The sequence below is a fragment of the Flavobacterium sp. WV_118_3 genome (genome assembly GCF_039778605.1).
Lineage (GTDB): Bacteria > Bacteroidota > Bacteroidia > Flavobacteriales > Flavobacteriaceae > Flavobacterium.
In genome coordinates this window covers 1,710,718-1,737,237 of record NZ_CP156060.1, presented here as the reverse complement: position 1 = coordinate 1,737,237, position 26,520 = coordinate 1,710,718, and the positions used below count along the sequence as shown (strand labels likewise).

The window sequence follows — 26,520 nt, the reverse complement described above, 5'->3', positions numbered from 1 at the left end:
TTTATTCTGCGAGTTTATTTAAAGTATATAAAATCAACGCATCGACTGCTTTATACGGATCTTCGCTAAAAGTACCATCGGCACGATTGGCAATGATTGCGTTAAGGGATAAGGCCTCGTGACCCAATAAACGGGAAAGTCCATATATAGCGCCGGTTTCCATTTCCAGATTGGTCATTCGCGTACCGTTATAGTTAAAACTGTCCATTTTGGCGTTTAGTGCTTCGTCCTGAATCGGAAGGCGCAATACGCGTCCCTGTGGACCGTAAAAACCACCTGCGGTACCGGTAAATCCTTTATGAATTTCGGTACTTTCGATTTTCTGAGCCAGTTTTTCACTGCCTTTGATGACATACGGTTTACCCTTGCGCATGTCCCAATCGGTATGCGCTATAAAAGCATCTTCAATAGCTGTTTCGGAAATCGAATCGATAATATAGGAGCGGAGCATATTGTCCAGTCCTAAGCCGTATTCGGACATTACAAAGCTGTCAACCGGAATATCGGATTGTAAAGAGCCCGATGTTCCGATACGTACAATGTTTAAGGAAGTAAGCACCGGTTTGATCATACGGGTGTTGAGGTCGATATTAACCAACGCATCCAGTTCGTTCATTACGATATCAATATTGTCAGGGCCGATTCCGGTAGACATAACCGTAAGGCGTTTACCTTTATAGGTACCGGTTTCGGTTTTAAATTCACGCTTTTGTGTCGAAAATTCAACGGTATCAAAGTGTTTGGTGATTTTTGAAACCCGGTTTTGATCGCCTACAAAAATGATATCGGTAGCGATGTTTTCCGGTTTCAGATTTAAGTGGTACACACTACCGTCGGGATTTAAAATTAATTCAGATGATTTAATTGCTGTCATTATATATGTATTTTATTATCCGCCTACGCGTTTTATTTTATAGCCTTCTTTAGTCAGGAAATCCATAATTTTGTCACGGAAATTCCCCTGGATGATAATTTCACCATCTTTTGCGGAGCCACCCACACCGCAAAGCGTTTTGAGTTGTTTGGCAAGTGCCTTCAGGTCGTCGTCATTACCAACAAACCCTTTGATGATGGTTGCCACTTTTCCGCCCCGGTTCTTTTTGTCGAGATGGGCTTCCAGTTTTTGCTGACCGGCAGATAGGGTTTCTTCCTGTTCGGACTCGGTATTAAATTCAAAATCTTTATTGGTGGAAAAAACGAATCCACCCAAATCTTCCAAACTGCTTATTTTCTTTGCCATAGTGCTAAATCAGTCGATGTATTATTGCCTTTCAAAAGGTTGTAAAAGATAAAAGACATCGAGTGTAAAACCCAATGTCTTTTACGATTTTATAAAAATAAGGATTATTTTTTAATTAAGCCCAAATCAACCAAGCGTTCGTATAGGAAATCACCAGCGGTAATATCGTCATAACGTTTTGGATTTTCGGCATCGATACAGTTTTCCAGACAGTTAAGTGGCATTTCGCTTATCGGGTGCATAAAAAACGGAATCGAAAAACGGGAAGTTCCCCATAATTCACGTGGTGGATTTACCACCTGGTGAATAGTTGATTTTAGTTTGTTGTTGGTGTGACGGGAAAGCATGTCACCCACGTTGATCACTAATTCATCCTCCTCAGCAATGGCATCGATCCATTCGCCGTTATGATTTTGAACCTGTAATCCTTTACCTTGCGCACCCATTAATAAGGTGATCAAATTAATATCGCCATGTGCTGCAGCACGAACGGCATTTTCTGGCTCCTGTGTAATAGGAGGATAGTGGATCGGACGTAGAATACTGTTTCCGTTTTTGATGTAGTTATCAAAATAAAACTCATCCAGTCCAAGGTATAACGCTAATGCTCTTAAAACGTATACTCCGGTTTTTTCCAACATCTGATAAGCTTCTTTTCCTACCGTGTTGAATTTAGGAAGTTCGGCAACTTCCACATTTTTAGGGTATTCAGCTTCCAGTTTCGGGTCGTTTTCAACATACTGACCAAAATGCCAGAACTCTTTTAAGTCACCTTCTTTTTTTCCTTTGGCATGTTCTTTTCCAAAAGAAACATAACCACGCTGTCCGCCAATTCCAGGAATTTCGTATTTTTCTTTTACCTCAAGTGGCAAGCTAAAAAAATTACGAACCTCACCATAAAGTTCATCAACTAATTTGTCATCTAAAAAATGACCTTTTAATGCTACGAAGCCGATGTCTTCGTAGGCTTTTCCGATTTCATTTACAAATTTTTGTTTACGTACCGGGTCGTCCGATAGGAAATCACGCAAGTCAACACTGGGAATGTTTTGCATCTTTAAAAATTTTGTTAATAACTTTTTGGTTGTGAAACCATTATAAAACAAAGGTAAATAATAATTTTTAGATAAAATTTATAAAGTTATCAACAATGAGGTAGGGTTGGGTAATTACCCGTACGAACCTAATAATTTGGGAAAATATTTTGATAACAATTCCATTAGCGACGGTTATTTTTTTATACTTTTGGAAGCGTTTAATCAAAGCACAACATCATGAATTTTGATCGGAAAAATCTAAGTGACGAAAAACTATTAGATTTATATAAGAAATTAATCAAGCCAAGGCTGATCGAAGAAAAAATGCTGATCCTGATCCGTCAGGGAAAAGTTTCCAAATGGTTTTCAGGAATTGGACAGGAAGCCATTTCAGTAGGAATTACATCCGTTCTGGATAAAGACGAATATATTTTACCAATGCACCGTAACTTAGGGGTGTTTACAACCAGAGAAATTCCATTATACCGTTTGTTTTCACAATGGCAGGGAAAAGAGAATGGTTTTACTAAAGGACGTGACCGTTCGTTCCACTTCGGAACACAGGAATATAAGATCATCGGAATGATTTCGCACCTTGGACCACAATTAGGTGTGGCCGATGGTATTGCGTTAGCTAATAAATTAAAGAAAAACGGAAAAGTAACCGCGGTTTTTACTGGTGAAGGTGCTACTTCCGAAGGTGATTTCCACGAAGCATTAAATATTGCCTCAGTTTGGGATTTACCGGTACTGTTTGTGATCGAAAACAACGGTTACGGATTGTCGACACCAACAAATGAACAATATAGATGTGAAAACCTGGCTGATAAAGGAATTGGTTACGGAATGGAGAGTCACATTATCGACGGAAACAATATTCTGGAAGTGTATACTAAGATTGACGAATTAGTTGCTTCCATGCGCGAAAACCCGCGTCCGGTACTATTGGAATTCAAAACCTTCCGTATGCGAGGGCATGAAGAAGCCAGTGGAACCAAATATGTACCACAGGAGTTAATGGATATGTGGGCAATTAAAGATCCGGTAGATAATTTCCGCAAATACCTTTCGGAAGCAGGAATTTTGACACCGGATATGGATGAGGCATATCGTGCCGAAATTAAAAAAGAAATTGATGAACATTGGGCGAAAGTTCAGGCAGAACCAGAAATTGAGGCAAGTCTGGAAGAAGAGCTAAACGATGTTTACCGACCTTATACACATGAAACATTTGATCACAGCGAAGAAGTAGAAAACATTCGTTTGGTAGATGCGATCTCACAAGGACTAAAACAATCGATGGAACGTCATGAGAACCTGGTGATCATGGGACAGGATATTGCTGAATACGGAGGAGCCTTTAAAATTACAGATGGTTTTGTAGCACAATTCGGAAAAGAGCGTGTCCGCAATACGCCAATTTGTGAAAGTGCTGTCGTTTCAGCAGGAATGGGATTGTCGATTAACGGACATAAAGCCATTGTAGAAATGCAATTTGCAGATTTCGTTTCTACAGGATTTAACCCGATTGTGAACTATCTGGCAAAAGTACACTACAGATGGCAGGAAAATGCCGATGTAGTAGTGCGTATGCCTTGCGGCGGTGGAACTCAGGCTGGACCTTTCCATTCGCAAACGAACGAAGCCTGGTTTACTAAAACACCGGGATTAAAAGTGGTATATCCGGCTTTTCCATACGATGCCAAAGGACTTTTAAATACAGCAATCAACGATCCGAATCCGGTAATGTATTTCGAGCACAAACAATTGTATCGTAGTGTTTATCAGGATGTGCCAAAAGACTATTATACGATTCCTTTTGGAAAGGCAGCCATGATCAAAGAAGGTGACGATGTGACGGTAATTTCATTTGGAGCCGGTGTACACTGGGCTTTGGATACTTTGGCGAAACATCCTGAAATTAAAGCTGATTTAATCGATTTACGTACGTTGCAACCATTGGACATGGAAACAATTTATGCATCGGTTAAAAAGACTGGTAAAGTGATTATACTACAGGAAGATACACTTTTTGGAGGTGTTGCCAGCGATATATCATCGATGATCATGGAGAATTGTTTTGAATATCTGGATGGACCTGTTAAACGGGTAGGAAGTTTGGAGAGTGCAATTCCATTTGTAAAAGCACTGGAAGATCAATACCTGCCAAAACAACGATTTGAAAACGATTTATTGGAATTATTAGCATACTAATATTCTGGTTTTCGATAGCATAAAAGAAGCCACATCAATGGATGTGGCTTTTTTAATAAAATTCTAATAAAAAAAACGATGTAAGCTGTTAATTAAATGTGTTTTTGTTTGTAATTTTATAATTAATAGTTACTTTTTTTAAGTAAAAAAGAATAATAATCTAAAATTATAAATATGAAAAAAGCAATTTATTTTAGTTTGTTAATGGTCTTTTCATTAACTGTTTTTGCTCAGGAAGCAGCTGTAAAAAAAGCAGCTAAAAAAGCCGATACCGAAACGGCTAAAACCAAAAAGAAAACAGACGAGGCTAAAACAGCCGTCAAAGACGATACGAAGGCCGTAAAAGAAAAAGCGGCCAAAGCAACTGCCGATACTAAAAAGGCTGTTAAGGATGATACTAAAGCAGTAAAAGAAAAAACGACCAAAGCAACTGCTGATGTAAAAGCTGATGCTAAAAAGACGACTGCGGCAGAAGCAAAAAAAGTTACTGCGGCCAAAACAACAAAAGTAGCGTCGGAAGACAAGGTAACGGGTACTTATAACGGAAAAAAAGTATATACCGGACCAAGGGGGGGGAAGTATTATATCAATGACAATGGAAATAAAACATATATAAAATAATATAAATCAGGAATATATAAAAAGTCACAAGAAATTGTGGCTTTTTTAATACTTTTTTATGAAATCTTTAAGGTATTTTTTTTTAATTTAGTTAATAGATGTGAGTATTTAATTAAATGAAAAAAGAACTTATGGATGCAATTTTTGAAATAGTTAGCAAAGAAGAAATAGAAACACTGAATTTTCCTGAAAAGGATGTTTTAGAGGAAGATGTATTGGCGATTAAAAGAAGAATAGAAGATCTGAATCGTGCTTTGGCACTGGGTAATCTGGAACATGGAAAAATCAAAATTTATTTTGAAGACAATGTCTCTAAAAAAGTAGTAGAGACCACTATATGGGGAGTTACAGATGAACGTATCATTTTAAAGCAAGGCGTAGTAATCCCGATACACCGGATTCATATGACAATTTAAGACGTAGAATAGTTAAAAAAGAAGTTTTAAACTTCTTTTTTTTATGGTAAAAACAGACAATTTATAAAATGCCTATAAGATAATCTTTCTCATGCACAGGCTATTGGTAATACCTTCATATTGTCCAAAATTAGGTATTAAATGATAGCCCGATTTTTCATATAGACGGACAGCTTCTAAATGTTCTTTTCCGGTTTCCAGAATACATTCTGAAAAAAACAATTCAGTAGCCCATCGTTCCAGTTCTTTTAGTATTTCACCGGCAATTCCACGGCCACGGAAACTGGGATGGACATACATTCTTTTGATTTCAGTTATGTCGTCAGAATATTGTCTTAAAGCACCACAACCAACAGCTTTGTCCTCTTTGTATGCTAAAACAACGTGCTTAATTTTATCTATTTTATTAAATTGTTCAAAAAAAGAATGTTCTTGTCCATCCTTAATTTTTAATTCATGATTCAGTAAAGCAACAAGATCCTTAAAGTCCTTGTTGTTTGATGTTGTTCTTATTAAAATTGGCATAATTAAAAAATTATTTAGACAGATTTTAAAAAGAAATGGGGCTTGGTAAAGATACGAATGTTTACTAAAAAGGAGTGAATTTTATCTGTTTACTTTACATTATTTGATTTAAAATATAAAAAAAGGTTATAAAAATAATGTTTTGTGATGTTTTTTGTTTTTAAAAAGGTATGAATTGAGACTATGTCCTTGAATTTTAACAATGATGTAATAAAATTATAAAAACTGTCATGATAGTTAGCGCTAATGTATTGACTGTGAAACTTTGAACTTAGTTTCATTTTTTAAAACCGAACAGTTTAAATTAGGCTTATAAATACGAACTGGAATTGAAGTTTGAAAACTGCTCGGTTTATAAAAGTATTAAAATAGAAAAAAGTCCTAAAAGCGGTTTGAAAAGACAGTCAGTTTAACTAACTGTCTTACAAACCCACATAATACACTTTAGTTTAGTCCTTAAAAAAAATACTGAAATAAATTAATTGAAATCAAGGACTTACCTGATGCTGAAAAAATACTACAAAACCAAAAACATCGTAAAACTAAACAGTAAGTGTATTACACAAACAAAGTAAGGGAATTGTAACAACTTTTGCAGTATTTCTACACACGCATAGATACTCAGTTTTTTATAATAGTAATTTTGAGTGTTTTTGAGTAATATTATGACGGTTTTACTATAAGGATAAAGTCAACTACCATAAATATAAATATGTAGCAAACTAAAAATGTATCTTTAGGGCATAAAAAAGGAAAATGAAATACCTGTTTTTAATAATGGCTATTTTTTTTGAGGTGATAGCGACCAGTGCTTTAAAATCGTCGGAACAGTTTACCCGACTGCGGCCCAGTGTAGTGGCCGTTTTGGGGTATGCAGTGGCCTTTTATTTTTTGTCATTAACACTTAAATCATTGCCAATAGGTATTGCTTATGCTATTTGGTCGGGTTTAGGAATAGTTTTGATCTCAGGGATTGGTTACTTGGTTTATAATGAGTCACTAGATTTTCCGGCTATAATCGGGATTCTTTTTATAATTATTGGAGTACTGATTATTAATCTGTACTCCAATAGTGTGTCTCATTAATGTTATAAAACCAGTTCGGTAAAAAGTCGTTCAATAGTACCATCCAGGTTAGCACAAAAACCGGGATGGGGACGGGATGTTTGTATTACAGAACTCCTTACAGCGGTGAGCCATCGAAAACGGGAAGGAATATCAAGTTGAGCAATTGGGCCGCCATTTTTGTCGCCCAGTGCAATTTTTTGAAACGATTCCAGATTTTGCTGTAACTGTTCAATATCCAGTTCGTCTGAAAGCATAAGAAGTTTGTGTTCGTTAATAGAAAAACGAACATCAATGTATTGGGCACTTTTAGAAAAAAGAATAATACCAACATTCAAAAATTCTTCCCGCTCAACCTTAGGCAAAACGCGGATCACTGCATATTCATATAAGTGTTTGTCTTGCATTTTGCGCTTCTTTTATAAAAATTTCAGAATTATTTTTTCGGATCAGTAAAAACTGTATATAAACTTCTTTCAGATCTTCCGGAGTATCACGATTATCGTCCCATAATAACCATTCATCCGGGATTGTATTTACGATTTTACGGATCTTTTCCTCTGTTAAAATTTCTTTAAAGACTTTATCAACCTGTTCCAGTTCTGTTGCTTTGGGTAATAGAACATGATCTTTGATCAATGCAAAAGGGCTTTTAGCATGATTCTCCCAATTGTTCCAGGAATGATGGAAATAAAAAGAAGCTCCGTGATCAATCAACCACAACTCTTTATGCCAAATCAGCATGTTGGTATTTCGAAAAGTCCGGTCTACATTGGTTATAAAGGCGTCCAACCAGACAATTTGTGAGGCTAAAAGTGGGTCAACATCGGTGACAACGGGGTCAAATGTAATGGCACCCGACAGGAAGTGTAGCGCCAGATTTAATCCCTGACTCCCTTGTAAGAGATCCTGTATTTCTTCGTCGGCTTCGGTGCGGCCAAAAGCTTCATCAAGATTAGCGAAAACGATTTCCGGAACCCGAAGCCCTAAAGCGCGTGCGATTTCACCACCTAGAAGTTCTGCTATTAAGGCTTTACTGCCGTGACCAGCGCCTTTGAATTTTAGTACATATTTAAAATCATCGTCGGCCTCAGCAAGGGCAGGAAGCGAACCGCCTTCCCGTAAAGGGGTTATATAGCGGGTCACCTGAACCGTACGTAAATGGAGCGTATCACTCATAAAACTTTGTTTAGTATACTGTCACAAATGTATTAAAAAGGAAAGGATTTTTTGAAGCACAAAAACCTGACAGGTTTCACAAACCTGTCAGGCTTAACATAGGGTAATCCGATTATAATTTTTTCAATTCGGCTAAAACCGTTTTTCCGACAGCTTCGGCCGAGGCGGGATTCTGGCCGGTAACCAAACGTTGATCGGTTACGACATGCGATTGCCAGTTGCCCGTTTTTTCAAATTTTGCACCACGCGCTTTTAATTGATCTTCCAACATAAAAGGTACTACTTTTTCCAATCCAACAGCAATTTCTTCTTCATTGGTAAAGCCATTTACTTTTTTACCGTCGATTAAATAGTTCCCGTTGCTCAGTTTGATGTTAACCAAACCGGCCGGTCCGTGGCAAACAGCGCTGACAATTCCGTTATTTTCATAGATTTGGGTTGCAATAGCTGCGATTTCTTTATTTTCGGGTAAATCCCACATTGCACCGTGACCACCTGCATAGTGTATCGCTATATAGTCTTTAGGATTAACTTCTGAAGGTTTCATTGTGTTTTCCACTTTTGCATGGTACACTTTGTCATCCCAGAATTTTTTATTGATCGGATCTTTTAAATCAAATCCATCCACCGGAGCTTTGCCACCTTTTGGGCTAACAAAGTCGATTTCATAGCCGGCGTTGTGTAATACTTCCCACGGATGCGACACTTCGCTAAGGAAATACCCGGTAGGTTGTCCGGTGTTACCTTTTTGATCATGGCTGGTTACCACAAATAAGATTTTCTTTTTCATCGTTCCTGTTTTTTTTGTTTGTGCTACAATATTTAGACTGCTGAAAAGCAATATCAGACTGGTTGCTACCGTTAAAAATTTTCTCATGATTTATAAAGTATGAAGTTGGTTTGTAATAAAAGTTAGTTCTTCGGGGTTTAATTCAAAATGCAGAGCCTGAGCATTTGAAATGGCCTGTTCGGCATTTCGCGCACCGGCAAGTACTGCGGTAATTCCCGGTTGCTGCACCGTCCAGCGTAATACCAATTGTGCCAATGTACTATTTTTAGCATCAGCAATAGGTTGTATATTTTGTAAAAATTGTTGCACTTTTTTCAAGTCATATTGGTTGAAATAACCGTTACGATGATCGTTTTCCGCTAATTTTCCACCAGCAAAGTATTTTCCGGTTAGTAAACCGCGTTCCATCGGGCTATACGCAATGATGCCAATGTTTTTATCTAAACTGTAGGGAACCAAATCTGTTTCAATACTACGGTTTAGCATACTGTAGGCTACTTGATTGGAAGCTAAAGGTACGCTTTTTTGTGCTTCTTCCAGTTGGGAAACGGTATAATTGGAAACCCCTGCTGCTTTGATCTTTCCTTGTTGGATCAGTATTTCCATCGCTTCCATGGTTTCAGATATCGGCGTAGTACTGTCCGGCCAGTGCAATTGCAGTAAGTCGATATAATCGGTTCCCAGACGTTGCAAACTTTCTTCCACTTCTTTGATTATAGTGGCTTTTGAAGCGTATTTATAAATGGATTGACCATCGGCTTCAAAGAAAAAATCTCCGTTTCCGTTATTGCTTCCGTCCCAAACCAGACCGAATTTTGTCAATATCTGAATTGTACTGCGATCCCGACCTTTGATGGCTTCCCCAATCAGGGATTCACTCAGACCAAAACCATAAAACGGAGCGGTGTCGATACTGGTCACACCATTGTCAATTGAAGCTTGTATGGCTGCAATGGAGTCTTTTTTTTCATTTCCGCCCCACATCGTACCACCAATTGCAAAAGCACCCAAGGTGATAGGGGACACTTCGAGAGAAGAATTTCCTAATGTTCTCATATTGTATAATTGTTATATAAGTGTATTCGTTGTTATTGATAAAAAGGATAGTCGGTATAACCGGTAACACCACCTCCAAAAAAGAACTCGCGTTTCGGTTCGTTTAGCGGTAAATTGTGTTCCAGTCGGTAGGGAAGATCCGGGTTAGCGATAAAGGGTCTGCCAAAACCAATCAGATCCGTCCAGCCTTCCTGTAAGGCTTCTTCGGCCCGGGTTTTGGTATATTTCCCGGAATAAATCAGGGTTCCGGTAAAATTGGCCCGGATACTTTCTTTAAACGAACGTTCCATCACCGGCGCATCCTCCCAATCGGCTTCGGCTATATGAACATAGGCTACTTTCAGACGATCTAAAAGTTTGATGGCTTCGGTATAGGTTTCCACGGGGTTATCATCAATCGTACCTTGTAGTGTGGTTAATGGTGCCAGACGAACACCAACTTTTTCATTACCGATGGCATCCGAAATTGCCTGAACAACCTCTTTTAAAAATCGCAGTCGGTTTTCAAGAGAACCACCATACGTATCGGTTCGGTTGTTGGCCTGTGAGTCGATAAACTGATTGATCAGATAGCCATTAGCCGCATGGAGTTCAATACCGTCAAATCCGGCAGCCCTTGCATTTTGAGCCGCTTTGGCATAATCGGATATAATTTCCCGAATTTCCGTTTGGGTAAGTGCTTTTGGTTTGGAGTGTTGCACCATTTCGCCAACGCCATGTTCCGGCCCGCGATTTTCGTGATCGACAAACACTTTTACACCATCGGCGACCAGTTCACTGGAGGAAACCGGCGCTTCATTATTTTTTTGCAGGGCAGTATGGGACACCCGTCCAACATGCCATAACTGGGCGAAAATAATTCCGTTTTTGCGATGTACGGCATCGGTAGTCAGTTTCCATCCTGCAATCTGCTCCGGAGTATAAATTCCGGGTGTCCAGGCGTATCCCTGTCCTTGTTGACTAATCTGAGTTCCTTCAGAAATGATAAGTCCGGCGGAACTTCGCTGTTCGTAATATTCGGCCATAAGTGGAGTGGCCACTTCGCCTTTGGCAGCACGGGAACGGGTCATTGGCGGCATTACAATACGGTTTTGTAATTCGATGTTTCCGAGGGTATGTTTTTTAAATAGCATAATCGTGTTCTTTATAATTAAAATGAGGTAAAATAGTTGTGGCAATACGTTCGATTGCTTCTTTAACCGGCGTTTCCGATTTTCGAAGATGCAAGGCCATATGATTCACGCCAATTTCTTCGTAGGCTTTGAGTAACGGTAGCAACCCATTGATTCCTACCGCTCCGCCAAAACGATAGGGATGGAATGCTGCGTTGTCATCGGGCAAAAGATTGAGATGGAAAGCCGTGATATACGGTTTGGAAGCCTGATTGTTGTCGTAAAGCACATTCCGCCAGTCGATAATCTGGTTTGCGGTTTCGGCTAACGGACGCGGATAATTAAACCAACCCTGCATATTTTGGGCAATCCAGTCCATACTTTGTTGCGCACGTCCGGCAATAATCCAGGGAATCGGATTTTCCGGTTTTGGAAATATCCGGATATTGTTATTCAGGTTTTCATAATACTGACTAAGTCCGCTTTGCGTTTTCCAGGCTTCTTCGATTATAGCATGGTTATGACCGAAACGCTCAGCCCGGGTTTCAAAATCATATCCGAACAATGGAAACTCCACCGGACGATCGCCAAGGCCGACACCAAACAGAAACCGACTTCCGGATAAATTTTCGATAGATGCAACCGCTTTAGCCAGTTGTAACGGATCGTGTAGCGGTAAGACGATAGCAGCGGTTCCAAGGGTAATGGATTGGGTGATTCCGGCGATATAACCCAGATAAGCTATCGTATCAAAAAGTTGGGCGCCATCGCCAAAACCGGGATCGTACACCGGAACTTCGCGCATCCAAAGCGCGGCATAACCCAGTTGATCCGCCAATTGAATGTATTCCGTATGCCGACTACTATCCGGAATACCAAACGGACGTCCGGAAACGCTGCGTTTTTTCTCACCTTCCGGCGACCAGTCGTTATCAAGCGGGAATTCCAACCCGATGGTCATTTTTCCGGGAATATGAATGTTACAAATTGTTTCCAAGATCAATTGTTTTTTTCGCGTTTATAACTGATAAGTGTCACCAAAAATCCAATGGCAACCAATACCGCACCAACCCAGGGAGTGGATTGAATACCGAGTGCCGATTCGACTACATGTCCACCGATAAAGGCACCGATAGCGATACCTACATTAAAAGCCGCGATATTCAGTGCCGAAGCAACATCTTCGGTTCCCGGCAGGTATTTTTCGGCCATTTGTACTACGTAAAGCTGTAAACCCGGAACATTCGAAAAAGCCAGAATTCCCATGGCAAACAAGGTGGTTACAGTTGCGATCTTATTAAAAACAGTAAAAGATAAAACCAATAATACCAAGGCTTGTAATACAAACATGATCATGAGTGCTTTAATCGGTTTTTTATTGGCTACTTTTCCACCGATCACATTTCCCAAAGCAATGGCAATTCCGTAGATCAATAGTAATAAGCTGGTTGCATCGGCCGAAAAACCGGAAATGTTTTCCAATAGTGGTGCCATATAGGTAAAGCTTACAAATGTTCCGCCATAGCCCAAAGCGGTAATCGCTAAGACCAATAGTATCGATGGGTTTTTAAGCACCTTTAACTGATCTTTTAATTGTAAAGGTTTGCTTTTCTGTAGGCTATCCGGAATTAAAAGACTACTGGCGATAAGCCCGATGATTCCCAAAGCCGCTACTCCGATAAAAGTTGCACGCCATCCGAAATGTTGTCCGATATAGGTTCCTAAGGGAACACCGGTAACGATGGCTACGGTTAATCCGGCAAACATAATCGCGATCGCACTGGCGCGTTTGTCTTCGGGAACCAGGCTGGCGGCTATAGTTGCTCCGATCGAAAAGAAAACACCGTGTGCAAATCCGGTTAGGATTCGGGCGAGAATTAATGTGATAAAAGAAGGCGCAATGGAAGCCAGTCCGTTACCAATAATAAAAAGTACCATAACGCCCAGTAATAATTTTTTGCGATCGATACGACTGGTTAAAGCCGTTAATATAGGTGCTCCTACAGCTACACCCAAAGCATAAAGACTTACGAGCAGGCCGGCGGAGGCAATAGACGTTTTTAAATCGTTGGCAACAGTGGGAAGCAGACCGACAATTACAAATTCGGTAGTACCAATACCAAAGGCACTGATGGTTAAGGCCCATAAAGCGGCCGGAAGTTTTTTAGATTTAGAAGGTACTGCGATAGCAGCCGTATTGTTTTGAATTGTTTTCATAGGTTTGGGTTACCACAAATGGGTAACAGGTGATTCATTAGTATTATGTTTGATCCCATACATCCGATTAAAACCGGGCATAAAACGATCGGAACTAATAATAATTAGTACACAGTAACTTGTAAAAACATCGGATAAAACAACTTGGAACGGTCATATTTGTAATGTCATAAGGAACAGTACAAATGTCCGAATAGGGGAAACGCTAGGCGAGGAGTTAAGTCACCGTTTTTTTGTGAGGTAGATCACACTGATTAACTTTTAAGTCGGCTAAGGGTTTCGCGGGTTACCCCCAAATAGGAGGCCAGTAGTTTTTTAGGAACACGCTGAATGAGTCGGGGTAATTTTTTGATCAGATTATTATACCGTTCCTCTGCGGTTTCCGTTAGTAATGACATAATGCGTTGCTGTAGCGCGATATAACCATAATTGGCTTTGATTCTGAAAAAATTCGCCATAGCCGGAATCTCATGGCAGATTTTCTCCCGATCTTCCAGTTTCAGACAGAAAAACTCCGAATCTTCAATACAATCCATATACATACAGGCGGGAACCTGATTTTGAAACGCCTGAAAATCGCTGGTCCAGTATTCTTCCATGGCAAATTGTAGAATATGTTCTTTTCCGTCGCAATCGATCGCATAGGTTTTTACCAGGCCTTTGATGATCCAGAATTCGCAGGGAACCATTTCGCCTTTTTGCACCAAAAACTGATGTTTGCGTAGTTTTCGAAAGGTAAAATGACGGGATACATAGTCCCATTCGCTATCCGAAAGCGGACAAATGGAAGCAATATGCTGACGTAAAAGGTCGTATTGGGTCATACTAAGGCAATTGTACTACAAAAATAACAGATTTCTGCAGACGATAAACCACTTTAAAATAAAACACCCCGGAATTTTCCGAGGTGTTTTTCCCAAATTTTAATATAGAACGTTATTCGTCTTGTTCTACTTCTTCTATTTGTTGATGGAAAGGGCAACCCTTTGCCATTTTTTTCTCTTTTTGAACCTCTACAGGTGTCGAAACCGGTCGGCGGCGGTGCTGATCCTGAATAGTAGGGAACACCGAAGTAAAGAAGTTTGTCCAACCTCCGGTACGCACGCGAAGCAGGTCGTATTGTTCCGGCGAGCCTACTGCATCGGCAAAGGTATCCGGATTAGCAACGGTAATGGTCAAAATGTTAGACGATTGTCCGTTGGCAAATTGTTGCATCACCTGAATCAGTTTTTCGGCCGGGAAGTCTTCGTCGATATTATAATCGGTAGGAGCACCATCGCACATCAACTCGGCACCGATACCGTCAAAACCGGCAAGGGATTCTTCGAACCCGGCATATTGATGTTCGATTGGTAAATCGGCAGGGCTAGGCATAGCACTCATATCGGAAGCAACGGTAGTTCCCAGACGACGACCATCGGCACTGGCTCCGTTCCAGGCACCCATTTCCACGTGGTTTTCGAAAGTTCCGACACCCGGCTGAATTTGAAGTCCGAAAGGGAATTCTTCCGTTCCATATCGGGTTGCCATATTTTTCATGGTTTCATACAATTGCGGCCAAGGTTCGGTAAAAGTTGCAATCGATCGACGGGCAATACCCGCTACAATCTCATTTCCAAAGGCATCAATATCGGGATTCCCTCGTCCGTAACGCGGTTGTGCCAGAGCGATTTCTCTCAGACGTTTAAATCGATCGGAGCGCGAAGCGATACGGGATTCTCCGGCCAGATCACTAATAAACGGTTCGGTCATTTTATAACCCCAGTCACAGCACAAACATTCCAGTAATTCCGGTAATGTAGTAACCGCATTTTTATCGTCAAAAACCATTGTTTTGATTGCATACAGTGAATTAATCGTCGCACTCAACGAGATATAGCAAGGTCCGTAAATGTTGTATTTGGTTCCGCCGCTATAAAAATCAAGTCCTCTGGCAAGACAGTCATCCATCAAGACGTTAAGAATAGGAGATGGACAGAATTTTGTATTCGCGCCATATCCCATTAATTGACCGTTAAAAGCTTTACGGTTGAGCCATTCGAAATGTTGGAAGTAAATGTCCACCAGTTCCTTAAACGATTTGATTTGATCTGCCGGTTTGGAATTTAACGAGACTACCTGACCAAATAAATAGGATTCTCCGGCCGATGAATACGTACGTCCCTGGTTTAGCGCGCATTCCAACGGTTGTAAGGTGGAAAATCCACCCAGTGAAAACCAGTTTTCACCCGGGAATTGCGGTTCGTAACAGCCATCGCAGGCATAATTCTGAGCCGATTCCACGGTTACATTTGAGTTCCATTTTTGGGTTTCGCTTCCCAGTTTACCGCCAACGCCGTCGCCGCTGTGATGAAGTCCTTTAATTATTTTTTCGTCATTTAAAAGAATCGGATGTGCCCCACCGGAAAGCAGCGCGTGAGCAGCATCTTCCAGGATTTCTCTTGGCATATCTTTACGGGTTCGTAACGATAAACAAGGTGCATTAAGTGGTAATCGTCCGGAAGCGTGTATAAACAATCGCGTCATATGGTTATAAGCCGGTTCTGTTTCTTCAAAAACAGGATTGCCATTGACTTTAGTACCGCCAACGGTAATTTGCTGAATCCATTGTCCCAAAGAAGCACCTTGCGGATACGGCCCGGAAGCACCACCCATAGCCAGATTTCCAAATGGCTGATGGTCTTCCATAAAAATACGGTTCTGCTGTATTTTCTCGTCCAGTTTAATATAGAACGCATCGATAACTTCCTGTGCTTCGGCTTTTTCGGCCTCGTTACTACTGTCGTAATAAGGTTGTAAAAGCTGGTCCATACGACCAATAGCGGTTGGTTCGCCGTTGAGGTGTAAACAAGTATGTAGGGTAAAGATAAACTGCACTGCTTCAATTAGTGAGTCTGGTTTTTCGGTAGCTAATTTGGTCATCCGATAAGCAATCGATTCCAGATTTTCCCTTTCCCAGGCTTGTCCGGGATTGTTTTTCATGCTGGCAGCCATTTCGCGCGCCAGTTGGGCATAATTCAAACAATATTCTGAAATTCCTTGTAAAGACAGATAAGCCGATTGGTATAATTCTTTTTTCTCCTTATATGTTTTTGCCTTAGCGGCTTTTTCCTCATCCGTTTTTCCCTTATCTTTAGTGTATTCTTCGGTGATTTTCTTTTCGTACTCCAATATATCCTCCATCATGGTTTTTAAACCTTTTTTCAGGGCTTTTTCATAATTCGGAATTACGTGTCCCACACCGGAAGCCTCGCTCAGATTGGCCAGGAAGCCATCCAGACGTTCGGAATCCGACAGATAGCGCATCACATAACGGCCTTCGCCTAACGATAGGTTTGGCATGGCACCTATAATAATTTCCTCCGGAGAAATGCGAAACGTATCTGAACCGTAAACAATTTCGCCTTCTCTTTCACGGAACGAAGAGTAAGGAACCAGCGTACCATCTTTAAGTCGGATCTTACGTCCTCTAAAACCGTAATCGGGCGAACTGAACAATTGCAAACTTAAACGGATTGCCCAACCTTTACGAATCATAATGGATTCGTTCATAATATCGGCCGGTTTATCGCTTCCGTTATAACGATTGATATAAAAACGAATATCTTCTTTAATTTCTTCCTGTTTCCGGTTAAAGTACCAATTGTCCTGCCAAAGGGAGAAAATGTTTTCCAGAAGGCTTAAAATACGATTTGTTGGTATTGAAAAGTAACGATCTTCCGGCAGCCCGATTCGGGTCGACATGGTAAACAGGAAATTCTGATGGTTGTAATACATCAGTCCGTTTTTAGAAGCGTTTTGGTAATGACGATCCAGACGTGTCCAGTCGACACCCGGGAAACGCGACCAATCTTTCTCTGTAGCAAAAGAGAAGTCATTTCGGTATTTTTTAGCTACATCTTCGTCATCTAATCCCAGATCCTGAATGCTTGGAATATAAAAAACACCTCCCAGATCCGATCGCAGGTGATTAAACAAACGGTCGTTCATAAAACCACTGTCAGGTCCGATCTGGTTACTCATGATGTTTTCCAGAATTCCTACTTCTTTACTAAACCCGGCGAAATAGATTCCTTCCTCGTCCGATAACGTAATTGATTTTGGTGTACGGAATCCGGAATTGCCGTGTTGCTGATGTTTAGCTCTTCCAAACGGAAGTCCAAGGCGTAATACCGGCGTGGTATTGCCATTCGCATCCTGAATTCTGGCCGATTTGATATGCGAACGCGAATCGCGGTCGGGAATAATAGTATCGTTGGTTTTACGGCCAATAAGGTCTTCAATCTGATCTTCGGTCATCATATTGATCTGATTCCAGTTGATCAGGAAGCGTTGAGCCAATACAAAAGACCCTCCAAAATGCGCCATATCGTCGCAACCGATTAACGTATGTTTGGCGATAGAAATCGGATCGGAAGGATTGTTGAGGTTTTCGGAGAAACGACAACCCAGTACTTTACCGCGATGGCCGTCTGCTTCATTCGATTTGGAAGCGGCTTCCTGCGAATAATGTTCTTCTGTAATACTGTCTAAAGCCTTTATTAATAAGGAATTCACAATTTCACAAGCTTCTTTACTGTCACTCTTAATGTGAAACCAAAGATCGCCATTAGAATCTACAAAGGCGCCGTTTGAGGCCCGGAATACTTTCGATACATAAGGATCATTATGCTCCGGAAATTGCAACGTCATTCCTTTAGGATGCGGTATGCCTTCTTCGTCGCAGATTTTAGCCCAGTTTTCAAATGAAACCCCCAGAATAACAGACGTATTACGATCTTTCAGATCTTTATGGGTGTTGATTTCCGATCGGATATTTGCCATTACTTCGGCAAACTTTTTTTTATAGGTCACCAGCTTTTTACCGTCTGGTTGTTTGTTGGCTTGCCAATTACCTCGTTTTTGGAACCAAAAAGTTGTAAAAATGGCAAAGGGCGACGGGTATACCAATCCTCTTTGACAGTGTTTCCACACTTCGGTAAACCGATTTTCAAAGTTAAGAGAGCTCTCGTTGTTAGACGGGATGTCGGACTTGAGTGTTTTTTCCATGTGAGTTGTTTGTTGGTTACAGTTTAAAAATGTTTGTTGCGATTGTTATTGTTTCCTTTACAGGTATAAAGAGCTACCTTCTATAACAATTTGGTTGTTATGAAGTTACAATTGAAAGAAACAGAAGATTTATAGTGGGAAATCGATCTGTATCAAAAATAGCGAAAGAAAAACAACAGCTTATACGTACAAACACCTGTTTTTTTAGGAGAGTAAAGAGGAAAGAGGAAAGAGGAAAGAGGAAAGAGGAAAGAGGAAAGAGGAAAGAATTATGATAGTGGGCGTAAACGTTCGTTAAGTTCGCGGCGGAAGGTAATTCCCAACGGGATTTTTTCTTCGTTGATCACAATGTGTTCCTTTTCGTGAACATCGATTTTATGAATGGCAATGATATACGATTTGTGTACCCGCATAAACTTGTCCGACGGCAATTCCTGTACCAATTGATTCGTAGTCATTGCGGTTACAAAGGTTTTGGCCTTAGTAAAAATCTTAACGTAATTCCCGTAACTCTGAACATATAGAATATCATCCAGTCGGATATCGATGTTTTTACCGTTTACCTTTACGTTGAGAGAAACCGGAATAGCCGTTTCTTTTTCGATAAATTGTACCGAAAGATAGCGTTCGATCGACTTTAGAAAACGCGGAAAGTAGATTGGCTTTAGTAAATAGTCGATCACACCATATTCGTAACTTTCGAGCGCAAATTCTGAATAAGCGGTTGTTAATATGGTTTTTGGCGGATTTTTTAGGGTTTGCAACAACTCCAATCCGCTGATTTCCGGCATATCGATATCCAGAAACATCAAATCAACGGTATGTTCCCGTAAATACTGCAAAGCCTCAATACCGTTATAGCATTGCGCAGCGAGTTCCAATTGCGGATTTTGACGGATATAATTTGTTAGTACATAATGCGCGGCCGGTTCATCGTCGACAATAATACATTTTTTTGGAGTATTGATCATAATAAATCCATTTCGAGTAACACACGGTATTGTTTGGCTTCCTGTTGTATTTCCAGGTTGTGTTTTTTCGGATAAAGAATGCGCAGTCGTTCCGTTGCATTGCTCAATCCGATTTTAGTGGAAACGATTTTTCGTTTTTTTTCCGGAATCGAATTTAATGTTTCCAGACGTAATTTACCATTATTTACCGAAAGATTGATCTTTACAAAGCAATTTTCGATCGCACAGGTACCGTGTTTAAAGGTATTTTCCACAAAAGGAATCAACAACATCGGTGCGATCATATAGTTGGAATCGGCATCGGTTTTATAGTCAAACTCAATTTCACAGCGATACCCTACGCGTTCTTTTTCCAGTTCGATATAGCTGGAGATAAAGTCGATCTCATCTTCGAGCGAAACATATTCTTTTTGTGAATTTTCCACCTGATACCGGAGCAATTGGGAAACCCGCATGATCATATCGGAAGTCCGTTCCGGATATTGCAGACTAATACCGTAGAGCGTATTAAACGTATTAAACAGAAAATGCGGATTTAATTGTCCTTTTAGTGCATTTAACTGGATTTGATTGTAGAGTAATTCTTTGTTGGTTTTTTTCTTCTGATCGCGGTAATGTTCGATTAGCTGGATACTTCCCAAGATGCAAATTAAGGTACCGACCAAGGTTCCCAATTGGAAGTGATAGGTCTTTTGCATGGAGGTTTTATACAGGAAGCAATTCTTATAAATGACTTCAATTGCTACTTCATGTAATATTACTGAAAATACTAATATTAATACAATTGAAAATAAAATATAGGTTAGTGGTTGGTGTTTTTTAAGTAGAATGGGCAGTAGAAAAAAGCGGTTGATCTGGGCATGACCGTATAGGAGTAAAAAATATACGATACCCATCCAAAAGCCTTTCCAGCTTAAAATTAAAATCCAGTCGTTTAATGTGAAAAGAACAAACGAAAAGACAAGAATTGCGAATTCCTGTAGCCATTTGTTCTCTAAGATCTTCCTCATATTCATTTCAGATTATAGCATACAAAATACGTATAAAAAAACGAATAAACCGGGAAGTTAAATGATCAATTGAATTGGTCATTTTTTATAGCGAATTAATCATTTTTCATAGGCGCTGCTGCGGAATGTGTTGTAGTTTCGCGTTGTTAAAAAACCTTACCACAATAATGATAGTACGAAAATTGCCACTGCTGTCGCTTTTAATGTGTTTTTCAGGAGCTTTTTCCCAATCGCTCAGCCTGAAAGATGCTATTGATCAAGGGATGGCTAACTATGGCACACTTAAAGCCAAAGAGAAGTATGCTTTGGCGGGACAGGAAACCGTCAAGCAAAACAAAAGGGATTACTTGCCCAACCTGACGTTGGCCGCGCAACAGGACTACGGGACCGTAAACGGACAAAATGGTCCGCTCTATGGTTTTGGAGGTCTGGGAGTCGCTTCGTCGGGATTACCCTTGCCGGAACAAAACTGGAACGCTGCTTTCGGCGCCCTGTATCTGGTGAATATGAACTGGGATTTTTATAGTTTCGGTCGTATCCGACAAAAGATCGCTTTGTCTAAAGCCGATGCCGATCGTTTGCAAAAAGATTCGGAACAGGAACAATTCCAACATAAAATCCGCATTTCTGCGGCCTATCTAAACCTGTTGGCAAGTCAGCGACTGGAAATTTCACAAAAGAAAAATCTGGAACGGGCAGAGGTGTTTTTAAAGCTGGCCGCTGCGCGGGTTAAAAACGGATTGCTACCGGGAGTCGATTCTACGTTGGCTTCTGCGGAAGTATCGCGTGCACGTATCGCCTTGAATCAGGTGAAAGATCAGGTGAAGGAACAGAACAACAAACTGATCACTTTAATGGGAATAGATATTTCTGATATTAAAGTTGATACCACTCTGGTAATCAAATCACCAAATGTGATTGCTAAAAGGGAAACTTTAGGTATTGAGTCCAATCCGATATTACAGTTTTACAAGAGTCGGATGGAATATGGTAACCAACAATTGCGACTTTTCCGTAAAGAATATTACCCTACATTCAGCTTATTTGGTGTGTATCAAACCCGTGCTTCGGGATTCAATTCGGACTATGCAGCAGATCAATCTTCGTTTACCCATAACTATTGGGATGGTGTCGATCCGACGCGTCAGAATTACCTTTTTGGTGTGGGGGTAAGCTGGAATCTGACTACCTTGGCGCGTACCGCTAAAAAAGTCAATGCGCAGAAATTTACGACTGAAGCCCTGGATGACGAATATAAGGTGATGGAACAGCAGTTTAAAGCACAGTCGGATGCGGCTGATGTGAAAATACAATTGGCCTATGAAAGCAATAAAGAGGCTCCTAAACAAGTAAAAGCAGCCGCTCAGGCGTATTTGCAGAAAATGACACTCTACAAAAACGGACTGACGAATCTGGTAGATGTTACCCAAACCCTATATACGCTAAACCGAGCCGAAACCGACCGGGATATTGTTCATGTGAACTTATGGCAATCATTGCTGTTAAAAGCAGCGGCAACCGGCGATTTCAACTTATTTATTAATGAATTATAACCCGTAAAAGATGAATTTAATACGTTTTGCACTTCGTAAACCGATTTCGATTATCGTTTTGGTAATGGGATTGATCATCTTTGGAATCGGTGCTGTAAAAAGCATCAAAGTGGATATTCTCCCAAAAATGAACCTACCGGTGATTTACCTGGCGCACCCGTTCGGAGGATATACACCCAACCAGATGGAATCTTATTTTGCCAAAAACTATGTCAACATCATGTTGTTTGCGAATGGCGTTAAATCAATAGAAACAAAGAACATACAGGGACTTACTTTAATGAAAATTTCGTATTATGAAGATACGAATATGGCACAGGCTGCGGCCGAATTAAGTGCGCTTTCCAACCGGATTCAGGCAGCTTTCCCTCCGGGATCGCAACCGCCGTTTATCATCCGTTTTGATGCTTCTTCCTTACCGGTCGGGCAATTGGTACTGAGTAGTGCGACCCGTTCAAATAACGAGTTGCAGGATTTGGCCAACGTTTATGTGCGGGCTTCGTTTACGTCGATTCCCGGATTATTGTCGCCGCCGCCGTTTGGAGGTAGCCCGAGAACCGTGGAAGTTAATGTGGATCCGGATTTATTGCGTTCGCATAACCTGACACCCGATCAGATTGTAGAAGCGATCCGGCTTAATAACCAGACAGCACCATCCGGAAACGTTCGCGTGGGTGATAAAAACTATATCACACCTACAAATAATACGATCAAAGAGATTAAAGATTTTGAAAAGATTCCATTGTTTAAAGGTGGTGTACAAAACCTGTATCTGGGCGATGTAGCGACTGTAAAAGATGGAGCCGATATTACGGCTGGTTATGCTTTGGTAAACGGAAAACGTTCGGTATATGTGAGTATTGCCAAGGCCGGAGATGCTTCGACCTGGGATGTGGTACAAAAGTTAAAAGCGGAGTTGCCTAAAATACAAAGTACGCTACCGGAGGATGTAAAATTATCGTACGAATTTGATCAGTCGGTATATGTGATCAACTCTGTTAAAAGTTTGATCACCGAAGGAATCATCGGAGCGATATTAACCGGTTTGATGGTATTATTGTTCCTGGGCGACCGTCGGGCGGCTTTAATTGTAATCCTTACGATTCCGATTTCGATTATATCCGGGGTTTTATTCCTGAAATTATTCGGACAAACGATCAACCTGATGTCGTTGAGTGGATTGGCATTGGCTATTGGTATTCTGGTTGATGAGAGTACCGTTACGATCGAAAACATCCACCAGCATCTCGACATGGGCAAACCCAAGGCACTCGCGATATGGGATGCCTGTAAGGAAATCGCCTTACCGAAATTATTGATTTTATTATGTATTCTGGCGGTATTTGCGCCGGCCTTTACGATGAAAGGAATTCCGGGATCGTTATTCCTTCCATTGGCGTTATCGATAGGATTCTCGATGATTATATCGTTTCTGTTATCGCAGACATTTGTGCCGATCATGGCCAACTGGTTGATGAAAGACCATGCGAAAGTGCAGCACTCGGCTGAAATCAGTGATGATGAAGCGGTTTTTCTGGCTTCGGGCTTAACGCCGGAATCGGAAAAAAACACGATGGATCAGAAAAAGATACTGGTGGAGCGACAGGATTTTAACGGCGATGGAAAAATCAGTCCGTTTGAACGCTTCCGAAATCGCTTTATGAAGTTGATCAACCGTTTATTTTTATATAAAAAACCGATCACGATCCTATATCTGGTTGGTGTAACCGCATTGGCTGTTTTATTGCTAAATGTAATCGGGCAGGATGTGTTCCCGAAAGTCAACTCCAGTCAGTTCCAGATGCGATTAAAAGCACCGGACGGAACGCGTTTGGAACGAACCGAAGAAAAAGCCAAAGTAGCTTTAGCCGAACTGGAAAAACTGGTTGGAAAAGAACACCTTTCAATTTCGTCGGTTTATGTAGGACAACACCCGTCGTTGTTCTCAGTATCGCCCATCTATCTTTTTATGGCAGGTCCGCACGAAGCGGTGTTTCAGGTGGCTTTAAAAGAGTATCACCGCGATATGGATGATTTTAAAGACGAATTCCGTCAGCGTTTGAAAAAAGTACTACCAGATGTAAGCGTTTCGTTCGAACCGATCGAATTGACCGATAAAGTATTGAGTCAGGGATCGCCAACACCAATCGAAGTGCGTATTGCCGGTAAAAACAAAAAGAAAAACGAGGAATACGCGAATAAGCTGATGGCCGAATTACGTCAGAAACCGTATTTCAGAGATATTCAACTGGCACAACCGATTAAATATCCGGCATTGGATATCAATATCGACCGGGTTCGCGCAGCACAATTGGGGGTGGATATGGGCGAAATTTCCCGATCCCTGATTGCTTCGACGTCTTCGTCCCGTTATACGGAAAAGAATACCTGGATCGATGAAAAGGCCGGATTGTCGTATAACGTACAGGTTCAGGTTCCTTTGGACAAAATGACTGATATCAAGCAAATAGGAGAGATACCGTTGTTGAAAAATACAGCCCGTCCGGTATTGAGTGATGTGGCTACGATTACGCCGTCGTTTACCTATGGTGAAAATGATAACTTAGGTGCGATGCCGTATATTTCGATCACCGCAAACATTGATCATAAAGATTTGGGATCGGCTTCGAAAGATGTACAGCAGGCGATAACGGCGTTGGGCGAATTACCACGAGGTTTGTTTATCGAACAGATCGGTTTGGGGAAAGTGTTGAGTGAAACGATGGGAAGTCTGGAATCGGGCTTATTGGTTGCGGTAATCGTGATCTTCCTGATGTTATCGGCCAATTTCCAGTCGTTCCGTATTTCACTGGTTATTTTAACAGCTGTTCCGGCGGTAGTTTTGGGATCGTTGTTACTGTTATTGGCAACCGGATCGACCTTAAACTTACAATCGTATATGGGAATCATCATGTCGGTAGGGGTTTCGATCGCCAATGCCGTGTTATTGATCACCAATGCGGAACAACTGCGGAAACACAATAACGATGCGTTGGTTTCGGCACGGGAAGCCGCTTCGTTGCGATTGCGTCCTATTATCATGACCAGTATCGCGATGATTGCCGGAATGTTGCCAATGGCAATCGGACATGGTGAAAGTGGCGAACAGGTTTCCCCATTAGGAAGAGCAGTAATCGGAGGACTTTTATTTTCTACTTTTACAGTATTGGTAATCCTGCCGGTTATTTTTGCCTGGGTGATGGGTAAAACCGGAACCCAATCGGTATCTCTGGATCCGGAAGATAAAGAAAGTAAACATTATATAGCGGCATTAGCACAAACAGATGAGAAATAAAGTAATACAAGCAATTGCATTTTTAGGATCGGCAGCCTTAGTGGTAGGCTGCCAGACCAAAGCAAAGGAAAGTGAGAACCCGGTAACGGAAGCTGCGGCACCGGTATTGGAGACTTTTGTACCGAAAAAAGAAATATTGTCAACCGAATTACGTATGCCGGCCGAAATCAGCGGTTTCCAACAGGTCGATATTTATGCAAAAGTGAGCAGTTATGTAAAAGAATTAAAAGCCGATATCGGAACAGAGGTTAAAAAAGGACAGTTGTTACTGGTACTGGAAGCGCCGGAATTGAGCGCACAGTTAGCCGCGGCACAATCCCGTTTAAAATCGCAGGAAGCAGTGTATACGGCGAGTAAAAGTACGTACAACCGTCTTTTTGAAACCAGTAAAGTAGAAGGAACGGTTTCCCGTAACGATCTGGAAGTAGCGGAAGCGCGTAAAAATTCCGATTTTGCACAATATCAGGCGGCAAAAGCGTCGTATAGTGAAATTCAGACCTTATTGGGTTATTTACAAATCCGTGCTCCGTTCGATGGTGTTGTAGCTACGCGTAACGTCAACCACGGCGCCTATGTTGGTCCGGCCGGGAAAGGTTCGGAACAACCGTTGATGACGATTCAGCAACAAAATAAGTTACGTCTTTCGGTATATGTTCCGGAACAATATTCGGGTTATCTGAAAAACGGAGAAGCCTTGAAGTTTACGGTAAAATCGTTACCGGGTCAGGATTTTTCGGCCACCATTGCCCGTATGTCGGGTGCATTGGATAGCCGACTTCGTTCGGAACGGGTTGAAATGGATGTGATTAATACCGGAAACAAACTGTTACCGGGTATGGTTGCCGAAGTGCAATTACCGTTAACCGCAAAAGACAGTACCTATGTTGTACCGAAATCGGCAGTAGTTACTTCGAGTGAAGGAACGTATGTGGTATCGGTAAAAGACCATAAAACTAGTCGACTACCAGTTCAGAAAGGACGGATCCTGGAAGATAAAATCGAGATTTTCGGATCGATCACACCGGATATTCTTTTGATCAAACAAGCTACTGAAGAAATTCCGGATGGAACGCCGGTAAAATAAACGATACCGAAAACTATATAAATGCAGCTAAACCTGTCAGGGACTTTAAACCTGACAGGTTTTTTTATGATTTATGATTAAATTTG

At 41.0% G+C, this 26,520-nt stretch carries 22 protein-coding genes; 7 read left to right on the top strand and 15 right to left on the bottom strand.

The window, feature by feature from the left end; genetic code table 11:
* Position 1: 1 nt before the first annotated feature.
* From ABFU83_RS08080 to ABFU83_RS08070, 3 genes are all read right to left on the bottom strand, one after another.
* The gene (locus ABFU83_RS08080) at positions 2–874 is read right to left on the bottom strand and encodes a nucleoside phosphorylase (RefSeq protein WP_347070019.1); all 873 of its coding nucleotides are present in this window, start codon (positions 872–874) and stop codon (positions 2–4) included.
* A gap of 15 nt (positions 875–889) precedes the next feature.
* Complete coding sequence (locus ABFU83_RS08075) at positions 890–1,240, bottom strand: translation initiation factor (protein WP_347070018.1); 351 nt, start codon at positions 1,238–1,240, stop codon at positions 890–892.
* Positions 1,241–1,344: 104 nt separating this feature from the next.
* Positions 1,345–2,295: a 2-oxoglutarate and iron-dependent oxygenase domain-containing protein gene (locus ABFU83_RS08070; protein ID WP_347070017.1), complete on the bottom strand. Its 951-nt coding sequence runs from the start codon at positions 2,293–2,295 to the stop codon at positions 1,345–1,347.
* A gap of 219 nt (positions 2,296–2,514) precedes the next feature.
* On the opposite strand from ABFU83_RS08070, the gene ABFU83_RS08065 reads away from it, so the two are divergent.
* From ABFU83_RS08065 to ABFU83_RS08055, 3 genes are all read left to right on the top strand, one after another.
* On the top strand, positions 2,515–4,491 hold the full coding sequence (locus ABFU83_RS08065; protein ID WP_347070016.1) for a dehydrogenase E1 component subunit alpha/beta: 1,977 nt from the start codon (positions 2,515–2,517) through the stop codon (positions 4,489–4,491).
* 174 nt (positions 4,492–4,665) lie between these two features.
* Positions 4,666–5,112, top strand: a complete 447-nt coding sequence (locus ABFU83_RS08060) for a hypothetical protein (RefSeq protein WP_347070015.1) — start codon at positions 4,666–4,668, stop codon at positions 5,110–5,112.
* 116 nt (positions 5,113–5,228) lie between these two features.
* The gene (locus ABFU83_RS08055; RefSeq protein ID WP_347070014.1) at positions 5,229–5,528 is read left to right on the top strand and encodes a hypothetical protein; all 300 of its coding nucleotides are present in this window, start codon (positions 5,229–5,231) and stop codon (positions 5,526–5,528) included.
* 72 nt (positions 5,529–5,600) lie between these two features.
* Here the strand turns inward: ABFU83_RS08055 and ABFU83_RS08050 are convergent, their stop codons facing one another.
* Positions 5,601–6,053, bottom strand: coding sequence for a GNAT family N-acetyltransferase (locus ABFU83_RS08050; protein ID WP_347070013.1), 453 nt, complete (start codon positions 6,051–6,053; stop codon positions 5,601–5,603).
* 756 nt (positions 6,054–6,809) lie between these two features.
* Here ABFU83_RS08050 and ABFU83_RS08045 point away from each other — a divergent pair.
* Positions 6,810–7,139: a multidrug efflux SMR transporter gene (locus ABFU83_RS08045; RefSeq protein ID WP_347070012.1), complete on the top strand. Its 330-nt coding sequence runs from the start codon at positions 6,810–6,812 to the stop codon at positions 7,137–7,139.
* Positions 7,140–7,141: 2 nt separating this feature from the next.
* On the opposite strand, the gene ABFU83_RS08040 is transcribed toward ABFU83_RS08045, so the two are convergent.
* The 11 genes from ABFU83_RS08040 to ABFU83_RS07990 all read right to left on the bottom strand — a co-directional run bounded on the left by ABFU83_RS08040 (position 7,142) and on the right by ABFU83_RS07990 (position 20,502).
* Positions 7,142–7,525 (bottom strand): DUF3037 domain-containing protein, encoded by a 384-nt coding sequence (locus ABFU83_RS08040; protein WP_347070011.1) that lies wholly within the window; start codon positions 7,523–7,525, stop codon positions 7,142–7,144.
* Positions 7,503–8,297: a HipA family kinase gene (locus ABFU83_RS08035; protein ID WP_347070010.1), complete on the bottom strand. Its 795-nt coding sequence runs from the start codon at positions 8,295–8,297 to the stop codon at positions 7,503–7,505. The genes ABFU83_RS08040 and ABFU83_RS08035 overlap by 23 nt, the downstream gene beginning before the upstream one ends.
* A 112-nt stretch (positions 8,298–8,409) precedes the next feature.
* Positions 8,410–9,174, bottom strand: coding sequence for a type 1 glutamine amidotransferase domain-containing protein (locus ABFU83_RS08030; RefSeq protein ID WP_347070009.1), 765 nt, complete (start codon positions 9,172–9,174; stop codon positions 8,410–8,412).
* Positions 9,175–9,177: 3 nt separating this feature from the next.
* The gene (locus ABFU83_RS08025) at positions 9,178–10,143 is read right to left on the bottom strand and encodes an aldo/keto reductase (protein ID WP_347070008.1); all 966 of its coding nucleotides are present in this window, start codon (positions 10,141–10,143) and stop codon (positions 9,178–9,180) included.
* Between the two features lie 32 nt (positions 10,144–10,175).
* The gene (locus tag ABFU83_RS08020; protein WP_347070007.1) at positions 10,176–11,276 is read right to left on the bottom strand and encodes an alkene reductase; all 1,101 of its coding nucleotides are present in this window, start codon (positions 11,274–11,276) and stop codon (positions 10,176–10,178) included.
* Positions 11,266–12,252 carry a TIGR03571 family LLM class oxidoreductase gene (locus tag ABFU83_RS08015; protein ID WP_347070006.1) on the bottom strand — a complete coding sequence of 329 codons (987 nt, stop codon included), beginning with the start codon at positions 12,250–12,252 and terminating at the stop codon, positions 11,266–11,268. Before ABFU83_RS08015 ends, ABFU83_RS08020 begins: the two co-directional genes overlap by 11 nt.
* 2 nt (positions 12,253–12,254) lie before the next feature.
* The gene (locus ABFU83_RS08010) at positions 12,255–13,472 is read right to left on the bottom strand and encodes an MFS transporter (RefSeq protein ID WP_347070005.1); all 1,218 of its coding nucleotides are present in this window, start codon (positions 13,470–13,472) and stop codon (positions 12,255–12,257) included.
* Positions 13,473–13,726: 254 nt separating this feature from the next.
* Positions 13,727–14,296, bottom strand: a complete 570-nt coding sequence (locus ABFU83_RS08005; RefSeq protein WP_347070004.1) for a Crp/Fnr family transcriptional regulator — start codon at positions 14,294–14,296, stop codon at positions 13,727–13,729.
* Positions 14,297–14,408: 112 nt separating this feature from the next.
* Positions 14,409–18,521 carry a Dyp-type peroxidase gene (locus ABFU83_RS08000; protein ID WP_347070003.1) on the bottom strand — a complete coding sequence of 1,371 codons (4,113 nt, stop codon included), beginning with the start codon at positions 18,519–18,521 and terminating at the stop codon, positions 14,409–14,411.
* A gap of 269 nt (positions 18,522–18,790) precedes the next feature.
* Positions 18,791–19,492, bottom strand: coding sequence for a LytTR family DNA-binding domain-containing protein (locus tag ABFU83_RS07995; protein ID WP_347070002.1), 702 nt, complete (start codon positions 19,490–19,492; stop codon positions 18,791–18,793).
* Positions 19,489–20,502, bottom strand: a complete 1,014-nt coding sequence (locus ABFU83_RS07990) for a histidine kinase (protein ID WP_347070001.1) — start codon at positions 20,500–20,502, stop codon at positions 19,489–19,491. The genes ABFU83_RS07995 and ABFU83_RS07990 overlap by 4 nt, the downstream gene beginning before the upstream one ends.
* Before the next feature lie 167 nt (positions 20,503–20,669).
* Here ABFU83_RS07990 and ABFU83_RS07985 point away from each other — a divergent pair, with 167 nt between their 5' ends.
* From ABFU83_RS07985 to ABFU83_RS07975, 3 genes are read left to right on the top strand one after another with little or no spacing between them, the layout of a single operon-like run.
* Positions 20,670–22,055: a TolC family protein gene (locus ABFU83_RS07985; RefSeq protein WP_347070000.1), complete on the top strand. Its 1,386-nt coding sequence runs from the start codon at positions 20,670–20,672 to the stop codon at positions 22,053–22,055.
* A gap of 10 nt (positions 22,056–22,065) precedes the next feature.
* Positions 22,066–25,350: an efflux RND transporter permease subunit gene (locus ABFU83_RS07980; RefSeq protein ID WP_347069999.1), complete on the top strand. Its 3,285-nt coding sequence runs from the start codon at positions 22,066–22,068 to the stop codon at positions 25,348–25,350.
* On the top strand, positions 25,340–26,434 hold the full coding sequence (locus tag ABFU83_RS07975) for an efflux RND transporter periplasmic adaptor subunit (RefSeq protein ID WP_347069998.1): 1,095 nt from the start codon (positions 25,340–25,342) through the stop codon (positions 26,432–26,434). The genes ABFU83_RS07980 and ABFU83_RS07975 overlap by 11 nt, the downstream gene beginning before the upstream one ends.
* Positions 26,435–26,520: the final 86 nt, after the last annotated feature.

Excerpts from the sequence above, each read along its gene's own strand:
- ABFU83_RS08075 (WP_347070018.1), bottom strand. The coding sequence starts at position 1,240 with ATGGCAAAGAAAATAAGCAGTTTGGAAGATTTGGGTGGATTCGTTTTT.
- ABFU83_RS08025 (WP_347070008.1), bottom strand. The coding sequence starts at position 10,143 with ATGAGAACATTAGGAAATTCTTCTCTCGAAGTGTCCCCTATCACCTTG.
- ABFU83_RS08050 (WP_347070013.1), bottom strand. The coding sequence starts at position 6,053 with ATGCCAATTTTAATAAGAACAACATCAAACAACAAGGACTTTAAGGAT.
- ABFU83_RS08065 (WP_347070016.1), top strand. The coding sequence starts at position 2,515 with ATGAATTTTGATCGGAAAAATCTAAGTGACGAAAAACTATTAGATTTA.
- ABFU83_RS08070 (WP_347070017.1), bottom strand. The coding sequence starts at position 2,295 with ATGCAAAACATTCCCAGTGTTGACTTGCGTGATTTCCTATCGGACGAC.
- ABFU83_RS08005 (WP_347070004.1), bottom strand. The coding sequence starts at position 14,296 with ATGACCCAATACGACCTTTTACGTCAGCATATTGCTTCCATTTGTCCG.
- ABFU83_RS08080 (WP_347070019.1), bottom strand. The coding sequence starts at position 874 with ATGACAGCAATTAAATCATCTGAATTAATTTTAAATCCCGACGGTAGT.
- ABFU83_RS08020 (WP_347070007.1), bottom strand. The coding sequence starts at position 11,276 with ATGCTATTTAAAAAACATACCCTCGGAAACATCGAATTACAAAACCGT.
- ABFU83_RS07985 (WP_347070000.1), top strand. The coding sequence starts at position 20,670 with ATGATAGTACGAAAATTGCCACTGCTGTCGCTTTTAATGTGTTTTTCA.
- ABFU83_RS07990 (WP_347070001.1), bottom strand. The coding sequence starts at position 20,502 with ATGAGGAAGATCTTAGAGAACAAATGGCTACAGGAATTCGCAATTCTT.
- ABFU83_RS08055 (WP_347070014.1), top strand. The coding sequence starts at position 5,229 with ATGAAAAAAGAACTTATGGATGCAATTTTTGAAATAGTTAGCAAAGAA.
- ABFU83_RS07995 (WP_347070002.1), bottom strand. The coding sequence starts at position 19,492 with ATGATCAATACTCCAAAAAAATGTATTATTGTCGACGATGAACCGGCC.
- ABFU83_RS08035 (WP_347070010.1), bottom strand. The coding sequence starts at position 8,297 with ATGAGTGATACGCTCCATTTACGTACGGTTCAGGTGACCCGCTATATA.
- ABFU83_RS08000 (WP_347070003.1), bottom strand. The coding sequence starts at position 18,521 with ATGGAAAAAACACTCAAGTCCGACATCCCGTCTAACAACGAGAGCTCT.
- ABFU83_RS07980 (WP_347069999.1), top strand. The coding sequence starts at position 22,066 with ATGAATTTAATACGTTTTGCACTTCGTAAACCGATTTCGATTATCGTT.
- ABFU83_RS08030 (WP_347070009.1), bottom strand. The coding sequence starts at position 9,174 with ATGAGAAAATTTTTAACGGTAGCAACCAGTCTGATATTGCTTTTCAGC.
- ABFU83_RS08040 (WP_347070011.1), bottom strand. The coding sequence starts at position 7,525 with ATGCAAGACAAACACTTATATGAATATGCAGTGATCCGCGTTTTGCCT.
- ABFU83_RS07975 (WP_347069998.1), top strand. The coding sequence starts at position 25,340 with ATGAGAAATAAAGTAATACAAGCAATTGCATTTTTAGGATCGGCAGCC.
- ABFU83_RS08060 (WP_347070015.1), top strand. The coding sequence starts at position 4,666 with ATGAAAAAAGCAATTTATTTTAGTTTGTTAATGGTCTTTTCATTAACT.
- ABFU83_RS08045 (WP_347070012.1), top strand. The coding sequence starts at position 6,810 with ATGAAATACCTGTTTTTAATAATGGCTATTTTTTTTGAGGTGATAGCG.
- ABFU83_RS08010 (WP_347070005.1), bottom strand. The coding sequence starts at position 13,472 with ATGAAAACAATTCAAAACAATACGGCTGCTATCGCAGTACCTTCTAAA.